The sequence below is a fragment of the uncultured Rikenella sp. genome, assembly GCF_947628055.1.
Taxonomy (GTDB): Bacteria; Bacteroidota; Bacteroidia; order Bacteroidales; family Rikenellaceae; genus Rikenella.
Genome location: NZ_CANQYJ010000053.1, coordinates 1 through 16,444 on the forward strand (window position 1 = coordinate 1; position 16,444 = coordinate 16,444).

Consider the following 16,444-nt stretch of genomic DNA (forward strand, 5'->3'; position numbering starts at 1 on the left):
CCCCCCCCCCAAAAAAAGTGCTTCGGACAGGGAAGAGAACCTCCCTGTCCGAAGCACCTGTAAAAATGGCGGCGTCAGGATAGCCCCGAAGCCGCCCTACACTATTTAACCGTTTTGATAATTTCGGCAAAAGCCGTCGGGTGGTTCATTGCCAAATCGGCCAGCACCTTGCGGTTCAGAGCGATCCCTTTGGCATTGACTTTCCCCATAAATTCCGAGTAGGTCATTCCGTTGGCCCGCACGGCAGCGTTGATACGCTGGATCCACAGGCCGCGGAAATTGCGTTTTTTGTTTTTACGATCGCGGTAGGCATAGGTAAGACCTTTTTCCACCGTGTTCTTGGCGACGGTCCAAACATTCGAGCGCGAGCCGAAATTGCCTTTGGCGAGCTTGAGGACCTTTTTGCGGCGTGCCCGGCTGGCAACCGCGTTTACACTTCTTGGCATAATGATGCGTTTTTCGATCGGCCGGCGATCGTTTCAGCCAGGCTGGGACGATACTTTCGGAAAAACTCCGCCGGGCGCGATCTTGGTTAAAAAAGTAGTCGTCCGCTCTTTTCAACGGCCAGCGGACAAGGCTGTGTTCACAGAAAACAGACCTCACGCAGAGGCCATGAAGCTACTTGACCAGCATCAGCTTGACAGCCGGCGTGTCGGTAGCACTCATGGTTCCCGTATGGGTCAGGTTGCGTTTCTGTTTGGTTGTTTTTTTGGTGAGGATGTGGCTTTTGAAAGCGTGTTTCCTTTTCACTTTGCCGGTGCCGGTCAGCGTGAAGCGCTTTTTGGCGGCAGCGACGGTTTTCATTTTCGGCATAATCGAAATTATTTAATTGGTTAATAGTGTGTTTGTGTTTCAAGCCGGCGTTTTTTTTCTTTGTTGCCCTTATGCCGGCGGGCCTTTTTCCTTTAAAAAAGACCTTTTCTTCGCTGCCCTCCTGCCGGGCGGGCACTTTTTTCTTATCCGCCTCAAGCCGGCGGGGCTTCTACTTTCTTTGCCACCAAAGAAAGTAGACAAAGAAAGTGCCTCCAGCCGGTTTCGCCTTGTCGGGTGTCCGCGCATTCAGCGCGGCCCCCTCAAGGCAAAACACGACGCTTCCGGAAAGGCTTTCGCGTGCTCCTTATTATTTGCGTTCGACCCGGAGCCAGCGGAGACTGTTTAGGGTAGTTACAGTCCGGATCGAGTACCGAGCGGCACCGGCCCCTGCCCCCGCACGAACCGAAAAACCGGAAATATAATTCGCAGCCCAATAAAAAATATACACCTACTTTTTCGGTTTCGGCGCAAGCATGATACTCATCCGCTTCCCCTCGAGCTTCGGCATCTGTTCCACCTTCGCCCACTCCTCCAAGTCCTGCGTAAACCGCAGCAGGAGTATCTCCCCCTGATCCTTGAAGACGATCTGACGCCCCCGGAAGAAAACGTAAGCCTTCACCTTCGCCCCCTCCTTGAGGAAGTTTTCGGCATGCTTGAGTTTGAAGTTGTAGTCGTGGTCATCGGTCTGCGGCCCGAAGCGGATCTCCTTGACCACGACCTTCACCGCCTTGGCCTTGATCTCCTTGGCTTTTTTCTTCTGCTGGTACAGGAATTTCTGGTAGTCGATAATCCGGCACACCGGCGGCTCGGCCTTCGGCGAGATTTCGACCAAGTCCAGTTCCAGTTCCTGCGCCATACGCAACGCTTCGGGCAGCGGATAAACATCCTGCCGGGCGATATTATCCCCCACTAACCGCACCTGCGGCGCGGTGATTTCCCGGTTGATCCGGTGGGGATTCTCTTTCTGCACGCGTCCCCGGTACGGGGCCCGCGGCGATCTGGGTCTGGGTGGCAGTGCTATAGTTTTGTCCTCCTTAGTATTTAGTCAGTTTACTTTGCGGTCGACGGATGCAGCAAAAAATATGCCGTGCTATATATTATCCGCAATGGGCCGAATCTCTTCCGCCACTCGGTCCGCCACCATCCGCGTAAATTCCGGCAAGGTCATCGCCCCCCGGTCCCGTCCCTCGCCCTGTATCCGAACCGTCACCGTTTCGTCCCGCTGTTCATTTTCGCCGACGATGAGCAGGATCGGCACTTTGGCCAGTTCGTTATCCCGGATTTTCCGTCCGATCTTTTCGTCGCGGTTATCGACGCGGGTGCGAATTTCGCAATTATTCAGCAATTTAGCAACTTTTTTCGCATAGTCGTTGTACTTTTCGCTGATCGGCAGCACCACGGCCTGTTCCGGCGTCAGCCAGAGCGGGAATTTCCCGCCCGTATGTTCCAGCAGCACCGCCACGAACCGTTCCATCGAGCCGAACGGCGCCCGGTGGATCATCACCGGCCGATGCTCCTTGTCGTCCGCCCCTTTGTAGGTGAGGTTGAACCGTTCCGGCAGGTTGTAGTCCACCTGGATCGTCCCGAGCTGCCACTTCCGCCCCAGCGCGTCCTTGACCATGAAGTCGAGTTTCGGCCCGTAAAACGCTGCTTCGCCCAGTTCGACCGTCGTGGTGAGCCCCTTTTCCGCCGCCGCTTCGATGATCGCGGTCTCTGCCTTGTGCCAGTTTTCGTCCGTCCCGATATATTTCTCCTTGTTGTTCGGATCGCGCAACGAGACTTGTGCCGTAAATTCCTTGAAGTCCAAGGTCTTGAAGATATACAGCACGATGTCGATCACCTTCTTGAACTCGTCCTTGAGCTGATCCGGCCGGCAGAACAAGTGTGCATCATCCTGCGTAAATCCCCGTACACGCGTCAGCCCGTGCAACTCCCCGCTCATTTCGTACCGATACACCGTCCCGAATTCCGCCAACCGCACCGGCAGGTCCTTGTACGACCGCGGTTTGGAGCGGTAAATTTCGCAATGGTGCGGGCAGTTCATCGGTTTGAGCAGAAATTCTTCGTTCTCGTCCGGCGTATGAATGGGCTGGAAGGAGTCTTTCCCGTACTTGGCATAGTGTCCCGAGGTCACATAGAGGTCTTTCATCCCGATGTGCGGGGTAATGACCTGTTCGTACCCGTATTGCCTCTGCACCCCTTTGAGGAAGTTTTCGAGCCGTTCGCGCAAGGCAGCCCCTTTGGGCAGCCACAGCGGTAGCCCTTGTCCCACTTTCGGACTGAACGTGAAGAGTTCCAGCTCCTTCCCGAGTTTCCGGTGATCCCGTTTCTTCGCTTCTTCGACCAATGCTAAATAGTCGTCTAACATCGCCTTTTTCGGGAAAGTAATCCCGTAGATCCGGGTGAGCATCTTCCGTTTTTCGTCCCCCCGCCAGTACGCCCCCGCCACCGAAGTCAGCTTCACGGCCTTGATCGGCGCAGTGTTGGCCAAGTGCGGCCCCCGGCACAGGTCGGTGTACTCCCCGTTGCTGTAGAACGTAATCGTCCCGTCGGTCAAATCCTCAATGAGTTCGCACTTGTATTCGTCCCCCTTTTTCTTGTAGGTCTCCATCGCCTCCGCCTTGGAGACTTCCCGCCGCACGAAAGCCTGCTTGCTCCGCGCCAGTTCGAGCATCTTCTGTTCGATCTTCGGCAGATCCCCTTCGGTAATCGGCGTGGGCGAGTCCACGTCGTAATAGAATCCGTTGTCGATGGCCGGCCCGATGCCGAATTTGATCCCCGGATAGAGCTGCTCGAGCGCCGCCGCCAGCAGGTGCGACGAGGAGTGCCAGAATGCGTGTTTCGCTTCCGGTTCGTCCCATTTGTGCAGCCGGATCGTCGCATCCGCCTCGATGGGTTTCTGCACGTCCCAGCTCTCTCCGTTCACGGTCGCCGCAAAGGTCTCTTCGGCGAGCCGCGGACTGATCGACTCGGCCACCTGAAGCGGCGTGGTGCCCGCGGCGAACTCACGACTGCTGCCGTCGGGAAAAGTGATATGGATCATACCTTCGGTATTAAAGTATTCGATTCTTTGTTGACAAATGAGTGAATTGCAAATTTAGACATTTTTCCGGTTCTTGTGCGCCGTCGGCCGAGTTCTCCGCGTTTTTTCGATTTTTTTGCGGGACGGGTTTGCATGGAACTGAAAAAACGTTACCTTTGTGCCGCTTATTTGTTGTCAAATAGGTTTAGGTTAGTTTGGAAAAGACGGGTCGGATTTCCGCGGTTCTTTGTGCATCGGGAGGTCGATCGTCTTTTTTTGCCGGACAGATCGGGGCCTGCGCTTTTTGCGGGGCGGTTCTTAAGATATGTTGCCCAGATGGTGAAATTGGTAGACACGCTACTTTGAGGGGGTAGTGCCGGTTTACGGCGTGCAAGTTCGAGTCTTGTTCTGGGCACAGAAAATCCTGTTAGTCGATTGACTAACAGGATTTTTAGTTTTTAGAAGGGATTATTGAGGGGACTGCTTTATCTCCTCCATTTTTTCCACGCCACCCAGGCGAGGACGGCGAGGACGATTCCGCTCAGCAGCCACGGGAGGCTGCTGGGGCGGGATTTCTTGTCAGTCTCTAACTCGGCGGTTGTCTCGGTTTGGGATTCGCGGCGGGTGCTGTCTTGGAGGGTGGTTTCTGTTTGTTGTTTGAGCGTGTCGGACGTTTGTTGGCGAGTATCGGTCTCGCGGTTCCGACGGCGGTCGATGATTGTGATGCGTTTGACGGGCGGGGTGCCGGTGGCCGAGTCGGTCGGCTGGGTGGTGTCGAACTCCCATTCGATCCGGCGGGTTTCCTCGGCTTCGGCGGTAGCGGATTCGGTCGCGGTGTGCGCGACTGCCTCGGTCGTCTGACGGGATTCCGCGTGCAGGTCGGTCTGCTCGGTCACGGCGGTTGTCGCGTGCAGGGTGTCGTGCACTTTCTTCGAGGTCGAGCAGCCGGACAACAAGAGGCTGACTATACTATAAAAGAGGATCCGTTTCATTTCAGGTGTAGGGTTTGGTTTCGGTTGGCTCCGGCGCGGTAGGAGATGTGCAACCACTTGTAGCCGGATTCGTCGATCAGTTGGTCGAAGGCGAGTTTTCCTGCCTTTTGGAGTTCGACAATCTTATCAAACAATCGTCGGTTTTCGGCCGGAGAACCGGCGGTAATGTCGGCGGCTTCGCCCCGGAGATGCTGCGAAGTTGGAACACCACCCACCGCCGCATTCAGCGCCGGGCAGCGGTAGCCGCTGTTCACCACGATCGGCGCCCCCCACACCGTGCGGATCGGGTCGAGCAGCTGCTCGATGAGGGTTTGCAATTTGCCGGCGAGCGCATCCGGAGGGGTGTTGTCGATGCCGCGCCGCCGGGCCGTCTCCGACGCGCAGAGTTCTTCAATAGTGAAATATTTCATAGGTCACAAGGATAATTTAGACGGCAAATAAGCCTGTTTTTCTCGGCAAATCCCAACCGAATGCCATACTTTTCCACTGTTTCTTATCCCCGGCTTTCCCAGCCTTTTCCTATCCGGTTGCCGTTCGGCCGGGTCTCGGCCGGGAGAGGGTGTTTCGTTGTCGGGAACCGACCGGGAAAGCGGACGGATCGGAAACGGGGCTTTGAAAATGCGAAAAAGGGGAATCGAAGATGGTCGATTCCCCTTGGGCGATTATATACTTTAATTGCACCCGTATTTTTATTAACCGTTTTTTCGGCGCGGGGCCCCGTCGGGGCTTTTGTCAGGGTTCAAAGAAAGAGGACTGCGGAGCCTAAGGAGTAGCGCAGCTTCACAAAAGTTTTTGGTGCCGCTTTTTTCAAAAAGCGGCAGTCCCATCCGGCACAATGCAAAATAAACCTATGGTTATTTATTGTCATTGTAATCTTTCGGATCGCTGGTCTCCGCGGTGCCGGTCGGCACTTCCGGCCTGACATGGAGAGATTTCTGAGGCAACGGGCAAAACGTCCATCAATGATAAATGCGACCGTAAAGTCGCGCGGGCCGCAGCCTCGCCCCGCGGAGGCCCGCAAAATGGATCGCTCACGCGATCTTTGCGTTCCCCGCAGGCTGCGCCCGAACCAGATTCGCCGGTGCACGGAACAGTGGCTGTTTTTGCTCAGTAAATGGCCGCAGTCCACGGAGGTGATTGGGGTGGAGGCTGCCCTGCTCGAGTGCCGAGCGCACCGCAAGGCCGGCGTCCCCAAAGGATCGCAGCAACTAAACCAATCGTACTGACATTTTCCTATCGGCCACAATCCGCCCCGTGCAGCCGGAAATGCGCCCACCAGGCAAACCGTCGCGGGAATAAAGCCTACATCCACTTTTTCCGCTTAAAAAGATAGAGCGTCAACCCGATGGAAAGCAACATCAGCCCGATGGCGAACTCGAAGCCGTAGTCCCACTGGTCGAAAGGCGAAAGAGGGTAATTCATCCCGTAAATCCCGGCAATCAGCGTCGGCGGCATGAAGATCACCGACAAGATGGTAAACATCTTGATGATCTTGTTCTGTTCGATGTTGATCAACCCCATGAAGGTGTCCTGCAGGAATTCGAGCCGCTCGAAGCTGAAATCGGCATGGTTGAGCAGCGAACCGACGTCTTTGATCATAATGGAGACGCGCGGATAAATATCGTTCGGGAACCGCTCGCTGCGCTGAATCCCGGACAGGAGCCGCTGGCGGTCGAAAATGCTTTCGCGCAGGATCATGGTGTTCTCCTGCAGCCGGTTGATGTGCAGCAGGACTTCTTTGTCGACGCTTTTGTCCACGTCGTTGTTGACGGCATTCAAGGCGGCGATCTGGCGGGAGATGATTTCGACCATGTCGGCATCGAGGTCGATCCGGGCTTCCAGGATCGAGATCAGCACGTGGTATCCGGTGGTGTACGACCGGTAGTTCATCTGTATCTTGCGGCTGGCTTCGCTGAAAGTGCGCAGGTCGGTGTTCCGCTCGGAGACGAGCAGTCCTTCGCTGAGGACGAACGACACGGTCTCAACTTCAAATCCGCCTTCCTTGAGGATGGTGAAGCTGGTGTTGCAAATGATGGACTCCTCGAGCTCCGAATAGCGCGACGAGGTTTCGATCTCTTCGGCCTGCTGCCGCGTAAGCAGGTTGATGTCGAGGAAGCTCTCTACGAGTTTGCGCTCCTTGGCGGTGGGCACCACCAGGTCGATCCACAACAGGTCGTCATACCCGAGCTCTTCGAATACTTTGGGCTCGGGATCGCGGATGATCTTGTTGATGGATTTCAAATATAGTATTATCATTACACTCGCTCCTCTTTTGTCGTTCTATAAACGGTAGGTTTATTTTGCACGGTGCCGGATGGGACTGTCGCTTTCTTGAAAGAAAGCGACGCAAAGAACTTTTGAGATAGCTGCGCTACTCCTTAGGCTCCGCAGTCCTTTTTCTTTGAACTCTGTTTTTGTGTCGGGACTTTCCAATGCGGCGCGCATAAGGTAATGCAATCATTAGCGCGCCCATTGAGAAAGCCCGACACAAAACAAAACGTTCGAGAACCGGGTACCCGGCAGGCCCAAGAGATGCGTAAGCATCTCAGAAAGTTTTTCTGGTTCTCTTTGTTCACAAAGAGAACAGTTCCCTCAAACCAGGAGTACAATAAAACCTACCTTTAAATAACTTCAGTTTCCGCGCCTGCGGCCACCCCCGACGCCGCCCCACGCGGAAAGCAGTGCCGCCCGGCACACCAACCGCAGCAGTTGGTCGTCTTATTGGCCATCTCCCCGTTCGTTCCAGCCGTTGTTGTCGGGATCCGAAACCGTGACCTTTGATCGCGCATCCGACGCCATCCCTCGCGGAAGACAGTGCCGTTGGGGATGCGAAAGGACTTTGGCTGTGATCTCCCCATGTCGGGCCGCAGCCTCCCGCACAAATGCCCAGTGCTACCTGAGCCGTAACTATCCTTTCTTGGCCGACGCAGCGGAGGCGCAAGTAAGCGCAGCGAACGTTGCGGCCCTCCGCCGGGGGTGGCGTCGGCCCGCACGACCTGCGATCGCAAATTATAAGCGACCAATCGTACAGTTAATCCCTCCGATCTTCTATTGTCAGGCCGGAACCACCCCGGTCGCCCGACCCGGTGCCGCCCGGCACACGATCCGCAGCCGTTGGCTGTTTTATTGACCGCCTCTACCCCAAAGTCCCCGCTGGCGCCGGCCTTTTCATATACCAAACTGTGTTTTCGCTGATGCGAAAACTCCGGTTCGCAGAACCGGGCGGGCCGCAGCCCCGGGTATGCGGAGGGCCGGTGTCGCTCGATACTCGAACCAGGCTGTAACTACCCCAAACAGTCCCCACCGGCTCCGGCCCGTTGCAGATCAAAAACAGCCGTTGTCCGCACGTTGGCGGAAATTCGGTTTGGCTGTTTTATTGGCCGCCTTTACCTCAAAGCCCCCGCTGGCTCCGACCGCTTTCCTGTCGGAAGCCAAGTAAACCGCGGCCCAACGGGTCGCGCGAGTCGCCGCCACCCCACGCGGCGCGAGCCACTTCGACAGTGCTCGTTGCTCTTTCCGCTGGCGGCGACCCGGTGCTGCTCGGCACTCGAGCCGAGCTGTAACTACCCGAAATATCTTTCGCGGGCTGCGGCCCTTTGCAAATCAAAAACGGTCTTTATCCCGCGCGCTGGCGGAAATCCTGTTCAAAAGCAATTCATGCTTTTGAACGATTCCCTATTCCAACCGTCGCGCGCGGGGAGTTTGAGGAAACTGCGCTCCCGCGCGGGGCCGCGTGCCCGCGGTGGGCGAGCGAAACTGCGTTTCGCTTAGGTCGGAACTACCCCAATTATTCTTTGCCCGCGCACTGGCGGAAATCTTGTTCAAAAGCAATTCATGCTTTTGAACGATTCCCTATTCCAACCGTCGCGCGCGAGAAGTTTAAGAAGACTGCGCTCCCGCGCGGGGCCGCGTGCCCGCGGTGGGCTTGCAAAACTTCGTTTTGCCGGAACCTGCCGGGTACAAATTGCTTGTGATTCGCGCGCCGGGAAAATCGTTCGTTTTCAACTCACGTTGAAACCGTCAATTTTCCTTTTTCGGCGTGGCGCGCGGAGATGAACTTGCTTTTTCCCGCGCGCTGGCGGAAATCCTGTTCAAAAGCAATTCATGCTTTTGAACGATTTCCTGCTCCAGCCGTCGCGCGCGGTGCCGGTGCCGCTCGGCACACGATCCGGGCTGTAACTACCCCAACTCCGCAGGCTGCACCCCGAAACTATACTTGTCCACGCTCTGGCGGAAATTCTGTCCCAAAGGAGGAAACTACCCTCAGACCGAGCAGCCCCGCTTAATAAGTTCTTTCCAACTCCAACAAAAACCCCAACGGGGCCCCGCGGCCAGGCAGGCAAAACCAGGTTTCGCACACGCGATGACAAATCAACGAACGATTAATCAGCCGGTGACAGCCGAATCGAGTCAGCCGGGAGTAATGATTTTTTCCCAGAAAAGGCGCATAGCCTGGCGTTTGCGATCATCCAGGTCGAATTGGATAGACTTCGTGAGATACCGGTAAGCCCGTGCGAACTCGAAATCCCGCGAACGGTTCACAGTGCCGGCAACGGATTCCGCGATATGCCCCACCCCGTAAGCCAGCGCACGGTTCAAGATCGGTGCAAAAGAGAGCCCCGCCCCGCTGCATGCCACCCACGCCGCAAAAACGAAAGGCAGCCCTCCGGTAAAATCATGCCATTCCTGCGCCAGGTCATAGCAATAGGCATAATGATGCCCCGCCTTGAGGCCGAACACCTTGTCCCCGATCGCCACCATCGCTTCGCCGGGTTCCAACGGACGTCCCTGGGGGGCGGCGTCGGAAACGCAGTCCGCAGAATCCACCCATTCGGGAGCCAAGCGCCAATGTTCGCGCGCCAGCACCCGCACTAACTGTACGGAAGTCCGCGAATGAGAGTCGAGATACACGCGCCGGACGTCGGCCAGCGGCGTATCCGACAAAAGCACCACCGTATCGACAGGCCCTTCGGCGCCGATACAGTAGTCCGTAATAATCCGAGGTATGAAGCCGTCCGACGGAGATCCCGGCCGGACAGAGGAGACGGAAAAACCGGGTATGAGCGGGATCGCTGCCACCGGCACCAAAGCAATATCGGTTTCCCCCGCTATGGCATCAGCGGCGCAGAGTGACGGAACCCGCAGCGAAAGGGCAATATCCTCCCCGGCAAGCGGCATTCCCGTTTCCCGCACCCGAGGCACTGCATGCCCCGCAGCAACAGAGGAAGAGAGAGCCGCCTGCTGTTCGATGCCGTAAATGAACGGCAGCGTGTTCAGATAGGATACGGCAGTAATTCTCACCTGGATCGTCACCCATAGGGATAAAGTTTGATGAAATCGTAAATTCCACCGCGAAGTTAGGTAAAATTATCCGTTAATGCGCTTCTTCGCGTTCGATTTTTTCGCGCCATTCCGCCGGGATGGCGAAGCTCTCTTTGTCCACGGCGTTCCAGCCGACCAGTACGGTACGGCTGTCGGCCTTGACTGTCCCGGTGACCTGATCCACCATCTGCTGGAACACGGTGAAACTTTTGTTCCCGACTTTCTCGATGCTTGTGCGGATCACGATTTTGTCTTTCATCCCCACCGGGACGTAGAAGTTGGTGGTCGAGTTGGCCGTGACGACGGTCTGCCGGCCATCCATCTGCTCGATGCCGAGCACGTGCTCGAAATATTCGTTCTTGCCCAGGTCGAAGATATGCTGGTACTGGCCGTTGTACATGTGTCCCTGGATGTCGATGTCGTTAAAGCGGAGTTGGATCGGTGTGGTTATCATGCTGCTTTTATTTTATTTCGCCGGGCAGTTGGGACTCCGGGAACTCAATAATTAACTGAAGGTTTTATTGTACACCTGGTTTGAGGGAACTGTTCTCTTTAACTGCGCTTCGCTTGTTTTCCTCCTCGCCGCTCGGCAAAGCGTGCAAGCCCGCTCTGCTCTCGCTGGCAGCGTCGGTTGTGAACAAAGAGAACCAGAAAAACTTTCTGAGATGCTTCGCATCTCTTGAACCTGCCGGATACCCTTGCCTTCGATTTGTCGGGGTGCGGGGAATCGGGCCGATATGATGAGGCTTGCACCTTATCGACCCGATTCCCGCGCCCCGAACCAAACTCAATGCCAGAGGACTGCGGAGCCTAAGGATTAGGGTAATTACAGCCCGGAAAGCCCCTGTGGGGCTTTTCTTTTCAAAGAAAGAACAGTTCCATCCGGCACAGTGCAATATAAACCTACAATTTTCAATCGGGTCGCAGCCTGCGGGGAACGCAACTCTCGCGCAAGCGATAAAAGAGTTGCGGGCCTCCGCCGGGGGAGGCTGCGGGCCCGCAAAACGATCAACTTCCGACAGCCCATAGAATACCGGATGTAACTTCCAGAATTTTCCCTCTGCCAAGCCGGCATCCCGGGCATCCGACCCGCTCAAACATTTGAACTCTATCCCCGTGCGCCGGGAAAATCATTCGGTTTCAACTTATGTTGAAACTGTCGATTTCCCTTTTTCGGCGTGGCGCGCGGAGATGAACATTCTTTATCCGCGCGCTGGCGGGAAAATCCGGTTCGCAGAACCGGTCGGCCCGCAGCCCCGGGCATGCGGAGGACCGAAATATCGCTTTGCTCAATCGCCCCCTCCGCGGGCTGCGGCCCTTTGCTTATCAAATACGGTCTTTATCCCGAGCACCGGTGGAAATTCGGTTCGGCTGCGATCTCTCTATGACAGGCCGGAGCCACCCCGGACGGAGGCCTGGTGCCGCTGGGCACGCGGGCCGCAGCCGTTGGCTGTTTTATTGGCTGCCTCTACCCCAAGGCCCCGCTGGTGCCGGCCACGGGGACCTAAGTATTATTAATCTGCGATTAAAAGTTCCGCATATTCGGCCCGTCACGCCCCCCAAAACACCCGTCCGAAGACGGAGACGGAGACGGAGACAACGCCACAATACACTAATAATCTCCCAGCTCCGTAGTCGGCAGCTGCGCAAGCGCCACTTCGGCCTGTTCCGCATTCGGCGCCTTCCCGTGCCATTCGTTGGTGCCAGCCATAAAGTCCACCCCGCGCCCCATAATCGTCCGGGCAAGGATCACCACCGGCTTGCCATGCCCCGAGGCCTCGTTCCGGGCATAATGCAACGTATCGACGATATTTTGCATATCATGCCCGTCCATATCGATGACCGTCCAGCCGAACGCTTCCCATTTGGCACGCAGCTGTCGCGCGCACCCCATCCCCAGCACCGCAGCGCAGCTGCCGTCGATCTGCTGGCCGTTCATGTCGACGATTCCGATGACATTGTCCACCCCCCGCGCCGCAGCGAACATGGCCGCTTCCCAGATTTGCCCCTCCTCCAGTTCGCCGTCGCCCATCATCACGAAAACGCGGTGGGCGTCGTCCCCCGAAAGTTTCTTGGCCAGCGCGTTCCCGACAGCCACCGACAGCCCCTGCCCCAGCGACCCCGAGGCGACACGCACGCCGGGCAGCTCCTTCGCCGGCGTGGGATGCCCCTGCACACGGGCGCCGATACGGCGGAACTCGCCCAGTTCGGCCACCGGGAAATACCCCCGCCGGGCGAGAATGCTGTAAAACAACGGGGACAGGTGCCCGTTGGAGAGGTAGAAAAGGTCTTCGCCATCCCCGTGGTTCCCCGCAGGGTCGAAATGCGCGATGCGTTCCTGCGGGATGTCCATCACGTCGAAATAAAGTGCGGCAAGCACGTCTGCGGCGCCGAGCGAGCCGCCGGGATGACCCGATGCGGCGGAGGCGACCATCCGCACGATGTCGCGGCGCGCCTGTGCGGCAACGGTCTCCAGTTGTTTGATCTCTGCCATGATTCTGTTAATGTGTATCTGGTCTTCTATGTGGTTAATACTCTTATTCCCAACTCCTCCACCCCCGCGGCTCCCAACTTCTCCACCCCCGCCGGGTTCCCAGCTTCTCCGCCCCCGCCGGGCTCCCAACTTCTCCGCCCCGCCGGATGACCCGGGCCGGGCTACAGCCGATAGGCCGTTGTTTTATATATTCTCGGTCAGTTTCCGCACCACGCGGAAATGATTGAAAAACTCTTTGGCGAACACGCGTATAACGGTATATGCCGGTATGGCCAGCAGCATCCCCAGCACCCCCGCGATATAGCCGGCCATCAGGATCACGATGAAGATTTCCAGCGGATGGGCCCGCACCGAACTGGAGTAGATGTAGGGTTGCAGAATGATGTTGTCGATCAGCTGGAAGACGGCGAATACGATCACCATCTGAAGAAGCAGGGTTCCGGTTGCAATGCCAGGTCCAGTGCTGAGCAGGGCGATGACGCACCCGGCGAAGGCCCCGATCAGCGGCCCGATATAAGGGATCACATTGAGTACGGCGGAGATCGCTCCGATCACTAATGCGGTGTTGAATTCCAGTCCGAACAGGTAGAGGGGAAGGGTGATGCAGAGGAGTTTGATGAGCATTTCGATGCAGATGCCGATGAAGTACCGGATCAGCAAGGTGGTGGCGGAGTCGAGCGCCCGGGTGATATTGGCTTCGTATTTGGCGGGGAAGAGGATCACCACGCCGTCGAAGAACAGGCGGTCGTCTTTCAGGAAAAAATAGGTGATGAAGCTGATGGAGAACACGCCGATGACTAAGTCGACGACCCATCCGGTCACCGAGGCCAGCGAGCGGCCGAGGTCGATGGAGGCGATCATGGGCCCGACTTGCGTGTGGATGTATTCGCGCACGGAGAAGTTGTTGTCGGGCAGGAAGCGGTTGATGAATTCTTCGATGCGCGAGATGGGTTCGGCCAAGGCCGAGGTGAGCCGGTCGATGTCGAACGAGGCGAGCTGGTCGATTTTGTCGAGCACCACGGGTACGAGGGTCACGGCAAGCGCATAGATCACGACGAGCATCACAATGAGGGTAACCATAGCGGCGGCCCACTTGGGCATGTTCCGTTCTTTGATGCGGACGCGGCACAATAGGGTCACTAACGGTTTTCCCATCAGGGAAAGCACGGCGGCGATGAGGATATAGAAGACGATGGTCTGGAAGTACCAGACGAGGAATCCGGCGGCCAAAAGGCCTGCGCCGGCGGCGATCCATCGGTATATGGGGCTCATCTTTTCCCTGTGGGGTTGTTTTGGTTCTATTGTCTGTCGGCGGCAGGCCGCCGCTTTGGCACATCCGGCTGCTTAATCGGTTGTTTTGGTTTGGTCGTCTCTCGGCGACAGGCCACCGCTTTGGCACATCCGGCTTTTTAATCAGGTGTTTGGGCTCGGTCGTTTCTCGGCGGCAGTCCGCCGCCTTTGGCACATCCGGCTGCTTAATCGGTTGTTTTGGTTCGGTCGTCTCTCGGCGGCAGGCCACCGATCCAGCCTGCGAGCTTTTTCTCCCTCTCTTAACGGGAAGGTTTCGACTTAAAATTTATTGTACTGTTTTTTTAACCGTTTTTGGCTCGCGCCGGTGCCGTTCAGCACTCCGGCTAACTACCCGGCAGCGAACAGCGCGTTCCGATGTTTGGGTTCGGTTGTCTGTCAGCGATCGCCGCTAGAGCCGGCAAGGCTTTTTCCGTTGCCCTCCTGCCGGATGGACTTTTTGTTTTCGCTTCACCGCTCATACCGCGGGGGCACTTTCTTTCTTGTGCGACCAAGAACCGAGCGGCGTTCCGAGAGCATAGCCCGCAAGCGGTCTCTGCCGAGGCAGCGCGAGGAAGACCGCAGGTCAAAGTAAGCAAAGAAGTCGCCGAAAGTCGGTTTGGACTTCGCAAAACATAATGTTTTGCGAACCCTCAAACGCGGCACTTTCGGGTCTGCTGTGTCTACCCGCAATTAAGGAAGACACTGATTCCAAGAGCAACGCTTCCGGGGGTGTTTTCGCGTGCTCCTTATTACTTGCGATCGGGCCGCGCCAGCGGAGGCGTTTCGGGTAGTTCCAGCCCGGTTCACGTGCCGAGTGGCATCGGGTCGGGCGCCCGGGAGAGAACGCAACGAGCACTGCCGAGTTGCGGGCCTCCCGAAGGGGAGGCGTCCGGCCCGCCCGGTTCTGCGAACCGGATTTCTCCACAACGTGGGGCTGCCCGCTTCGCGGAATGATACTTTTCTCTTTGTCGCTCAGGCAGCGGAGGCACTTTCTTTCTTGGGTGACCAAGAACCGAGCAGCGTACCGAGAGCAGAGACCGCTTGCGAGCTATGCCGAGGCAGCGCGAGGAAGACCGCAGGTCAAAGGAAGCAAAGAAGTCACCGGGAATCGGTTTCGCCTTGTCGAAAGCCGGTCATTCAGCCCGGCTTTCTCAAGGCAAAACGCGACATTCCCGGGTCTGCTGTGTCTACCCGCTTCCGGAAGTGCTTTTGGGTGCGGAGACAGACGGTTCTGCTGTGATCTCTCTATGTCGGGCCGGACGCCACCCCGCGGGAGGCCCGGTGCCGCTCGGCACTCGAACCGGGCTGGAACTACCCTAAGTTTCCCTGGCGTCCGACCTGGTGCCGCCCGGCACACGAACAGCGCGTTCCGAGAGGAACGCCGGCCTTGCGCGCTGGGCCTTCGGCCCACCCCCGGAGCGCGCAGGCCGAACCTGATAGAGCGAGTAGCCTGAAGCAGAGAGCAAACAGCAACTAAGTCTCCGCGTTCTCCCTATGCCAGCCGGAGCCACCTCCGGGCGGAGGGTGTTGCTCGGCACGCGATCCGCAGCCGTTGGCTGTTTCATTGGCCGCCTCTACCCCAAAGCCCCGCTGGCTCCGGCCCATTTTGCCACAAAAAAACTATTTCATTCCGCGCGCCGGCGGAAATCCTGTTCAAAAGCAATTCATGCTTTTGAACGATTTCCTATTCCAGCCGTCGCGCGCGGGCTATTAGGCACGCGAACCGAGCCGCCTTTACCTCTGCTGTCTTTCCTGCGCGCCAGCGAAATCTTATTTCAACAAACTATCGTTTGTCGAAATGATTTCGCTCTGTAAGGCGTGGCGCGCGGGTGCCGCTGGGCACTCCAGCCGGGGGGCTACACCTTAACCGGAGGAAACTGCCCTCGGGCCGGGCGGAGCCGCTAAATAAGTTCTCTCAAACACCAATAAAAACCCCAACGGGGCCCCGCGGCAGGCTTGCAAAACTTCGTTTTGCGTGGGCCGGAACTACCCCGAATAAAACCCGCGCGCTGGCGGAAATCTTGTTCAAAAGCGCAAACTGCTTTTGAACGATTTCCTTCTCCAGCTATCGCGCGCGGGGCTATTCGGCACGTGAACCGAGCCGCCTTTACCTCAGTTGTCTTTCCTGCGCGCCAGCGAAATCTTAGTTCAACAAACTGTCGTTTGTCGAAATGATTCCGCTCTTTAAGCGTCGCGCGCGGGGCTGTTCGGCACGCGAACCGGGGAGTTTACACTGCCTTAACCGGAGGAAACTGCCCTCGGGCCGGGCGGGCCGCTTAACTAAGTCCTCTCAAACTCTAACAAAAGCCCCAACGGGGCCCCGTGGCGGGCGGGCGAAACTACGTTTCGCTTGAGCCAGAACTACCCCTGAACTATTTCCCCTGCACCGAGCGATGCTGCGTATCACTAAGACAAGAGCCCGACCCGAACAAAATCCTGAACGAGACTTATAAAAACCTTTACCGCCTCCGCCGCATCATGGCCGCCGCTCCCGCCATGCGCGCCATAGCC

The 16,444-nt window shown here is 57.1% G+C and carries 12 protein-coding genes and 1 tRNA gene; 2 read left to right on the forward strand and 11 right to left on the reverse strand.

The annotated features are described in order from the left end of the window. Nucleotides 1-101: 101 nt before the first annotated feature. The gene (gene rplT / locus Q0Z93_RS06220; protein WP_027290767.1) at nucleotides 102-446 is read right to left on the reverse strand and encodes a 50S ribosomal protein L20; all 345 of its coding nucleotides are present in this window, start codon (nucleotides 444-446) and stop codon (nucleotides 102-104) included. A 172-nt stretch (nucleotides 447-618) separates the two neighbouring features. After that, complete coding sequence (gene rpmI, locus Q0Z93_RS06225; RefSeq protein WP_294591688.1) at nucleotides 619-813, reverse strand: 50S ribosomal protein L35; 195 nt, start codon at nucleotides 811-813, stop codon at nucleotides 619-621. A gap of 16 nt (nucleotides 814-829) precedes the next feature. On the opposite strand from rpmI, the gene Q0Z93_RS06230 reads away from it, so the two are divergent. Further along, a complete protein-coding gene (locus tag Q0Z93_RS06230; RefSeq protein WP_298063839.1) occupies nucleotides 830-1,159 on the forward strand; it encodes a hypothetical protein in 330 nt (109 codons plus the stop codon). A 102-nt stretch (nucleotides 1,160-1,261) separates the two neighbouring features. Here the strand turns inward: Q0Z93_RS06230 and infC are convergent, their stop codons facing one another. Next, nucleotides 1,262-1,783 (reverse strand): translation initiation factor IF-3, encoded by a 522-nt coding sequence (infC, locus tag Q0Z93_RS06235; protein ID WP_298063841.1) that lies wholly within the window; start codon nucleotides 1,781-1,783, stop codon nucleotides 1,262-1,264. Between the two features lie 120 nt (nucleotides 1,784-1,903). After that, entirely contained in the window at nucleotides 1,904-3,856 is a 1,953-nt protein-coding gene (gene thrS, locus Q0Z93_RS06240; protein WP_298063843.1) for a threonine--tRNA ligase, read from the reverse strand. 309 nt (nucleotides 3,857-4,165) lie between these two features. Here thrS and Q0Z93_RS06245 point away from each other — a divergent pair. After that, nucleotides 4,166-4,250: transfer RNA gene (locus Q0Z93_RS06245), tRNA-Leu, on the forward strand. Between the two features lie 70 nt (nucleotides 4,251-4,320). Here Q0Z93_RS06245 and Q0Z93_RS06250 read toward each other — a convergent pair. The 7 genes from Q0Z93_RS06250 to Q0Z93_RS06280 all read right to left on the reverse strand — a co-directional run bounded on the left by Q0Z93_RS06250 (nucleotide 4,321) and on the right by Q0Z93_RS06280 (nucleotide 13,915). Then, nucleotides 4,321-4,827, reverse strand: coding sequence for a hypothetical protein (locus Q0Z93_RS06250; RefSeq protein ID WP_298063846.1), 507 nt, complete (start codon nucleotides 4,825-4,827; stop codon nucleotides 4,321-4,323). Further along, complete coding sequence (locus tag Q0Z93_RS06255) at nucleotides 4,824-5,237, reverse strand: D-Ala-D-Ala carboxypeptidase family metallohydrolase (RefSeq protein ID WP_298063849.1); 414 nt, start codon at nucleotides 5,235-5,237, stop codon at nucleotides 4,824-4,826. Before Q0Z93_RS06255 ends, Q0Z93_RS06250 begins: the two co-directional genes overlap by 4 nt. An 892-nt stretch (nucleotides 5,238-6,129) precedes the next feature. After that, nucleotides 6,130-7,083, reverse strand: a complete 954-nt coding sequence (locus Q0Z93_RS06260; protein ID WP_298063851.1) for a CorA family divalent cation transporter — start codon at nucleotides 7,081-7,083, stop codon at nucleotides 6,130-6,132. A 2,154-nt stretch (nucleotides 7,084-9,237) separates the two neighbouring features. Next, on the reverse strand, nucleotides 9,238-10,128 hold the full coding sequence (locus Q0Z93_RS06265; RefSeq protein ID WP_298063853.1) for a menaquinone biosynthesis protein: 891 nt from the start codon (nucleotides 10,126-10,128) through the stop codon (nucleotides 9,238-9,240). A 73-nt stretch (nucleotides 10,129-10,201) separates the two neighbouring features. Continuing rightward, nucleotides 10,202-10,603 (reverse strand): thioesterase family protein, encoded by a 402-nt coding sequence (locus tag Q0Z93_RS06270; protein WP_298063855.1) that lies wholly within the window; start codon nucleotides 10,601-10,603, stop codon nucleotides 10,202-10,204. 1,158 nt (nucleotides 10,604-11,761) lie between these two features. Then, nucleotides 11,762-12,643, reverse strand: a complete 882-nt coding sequence (locus Q0Z93_RS06275; RefSeq protein ID WP_298063858.1) for a transketolase — start codon at nucleotides 12,641-12,643, stop codon at nucleotides 11,762-11,764. A gap of 183 nt (nucleotides 12,644-12,826) precedes the next feature. Next, nucleotides 12,827-13,915, reverse strand: coding sequence for an AI-2E family transporter (locus Q0Z93_RS06280; RefSeq protein WP_298063861.1), 1,089 nt, complete (start codon nucleotides 13,913-13,915; stop codon nucleotides 12,827-12,829). Nucleotides 13,916-16,444: the final 2,529 nt, after the last annotated feature.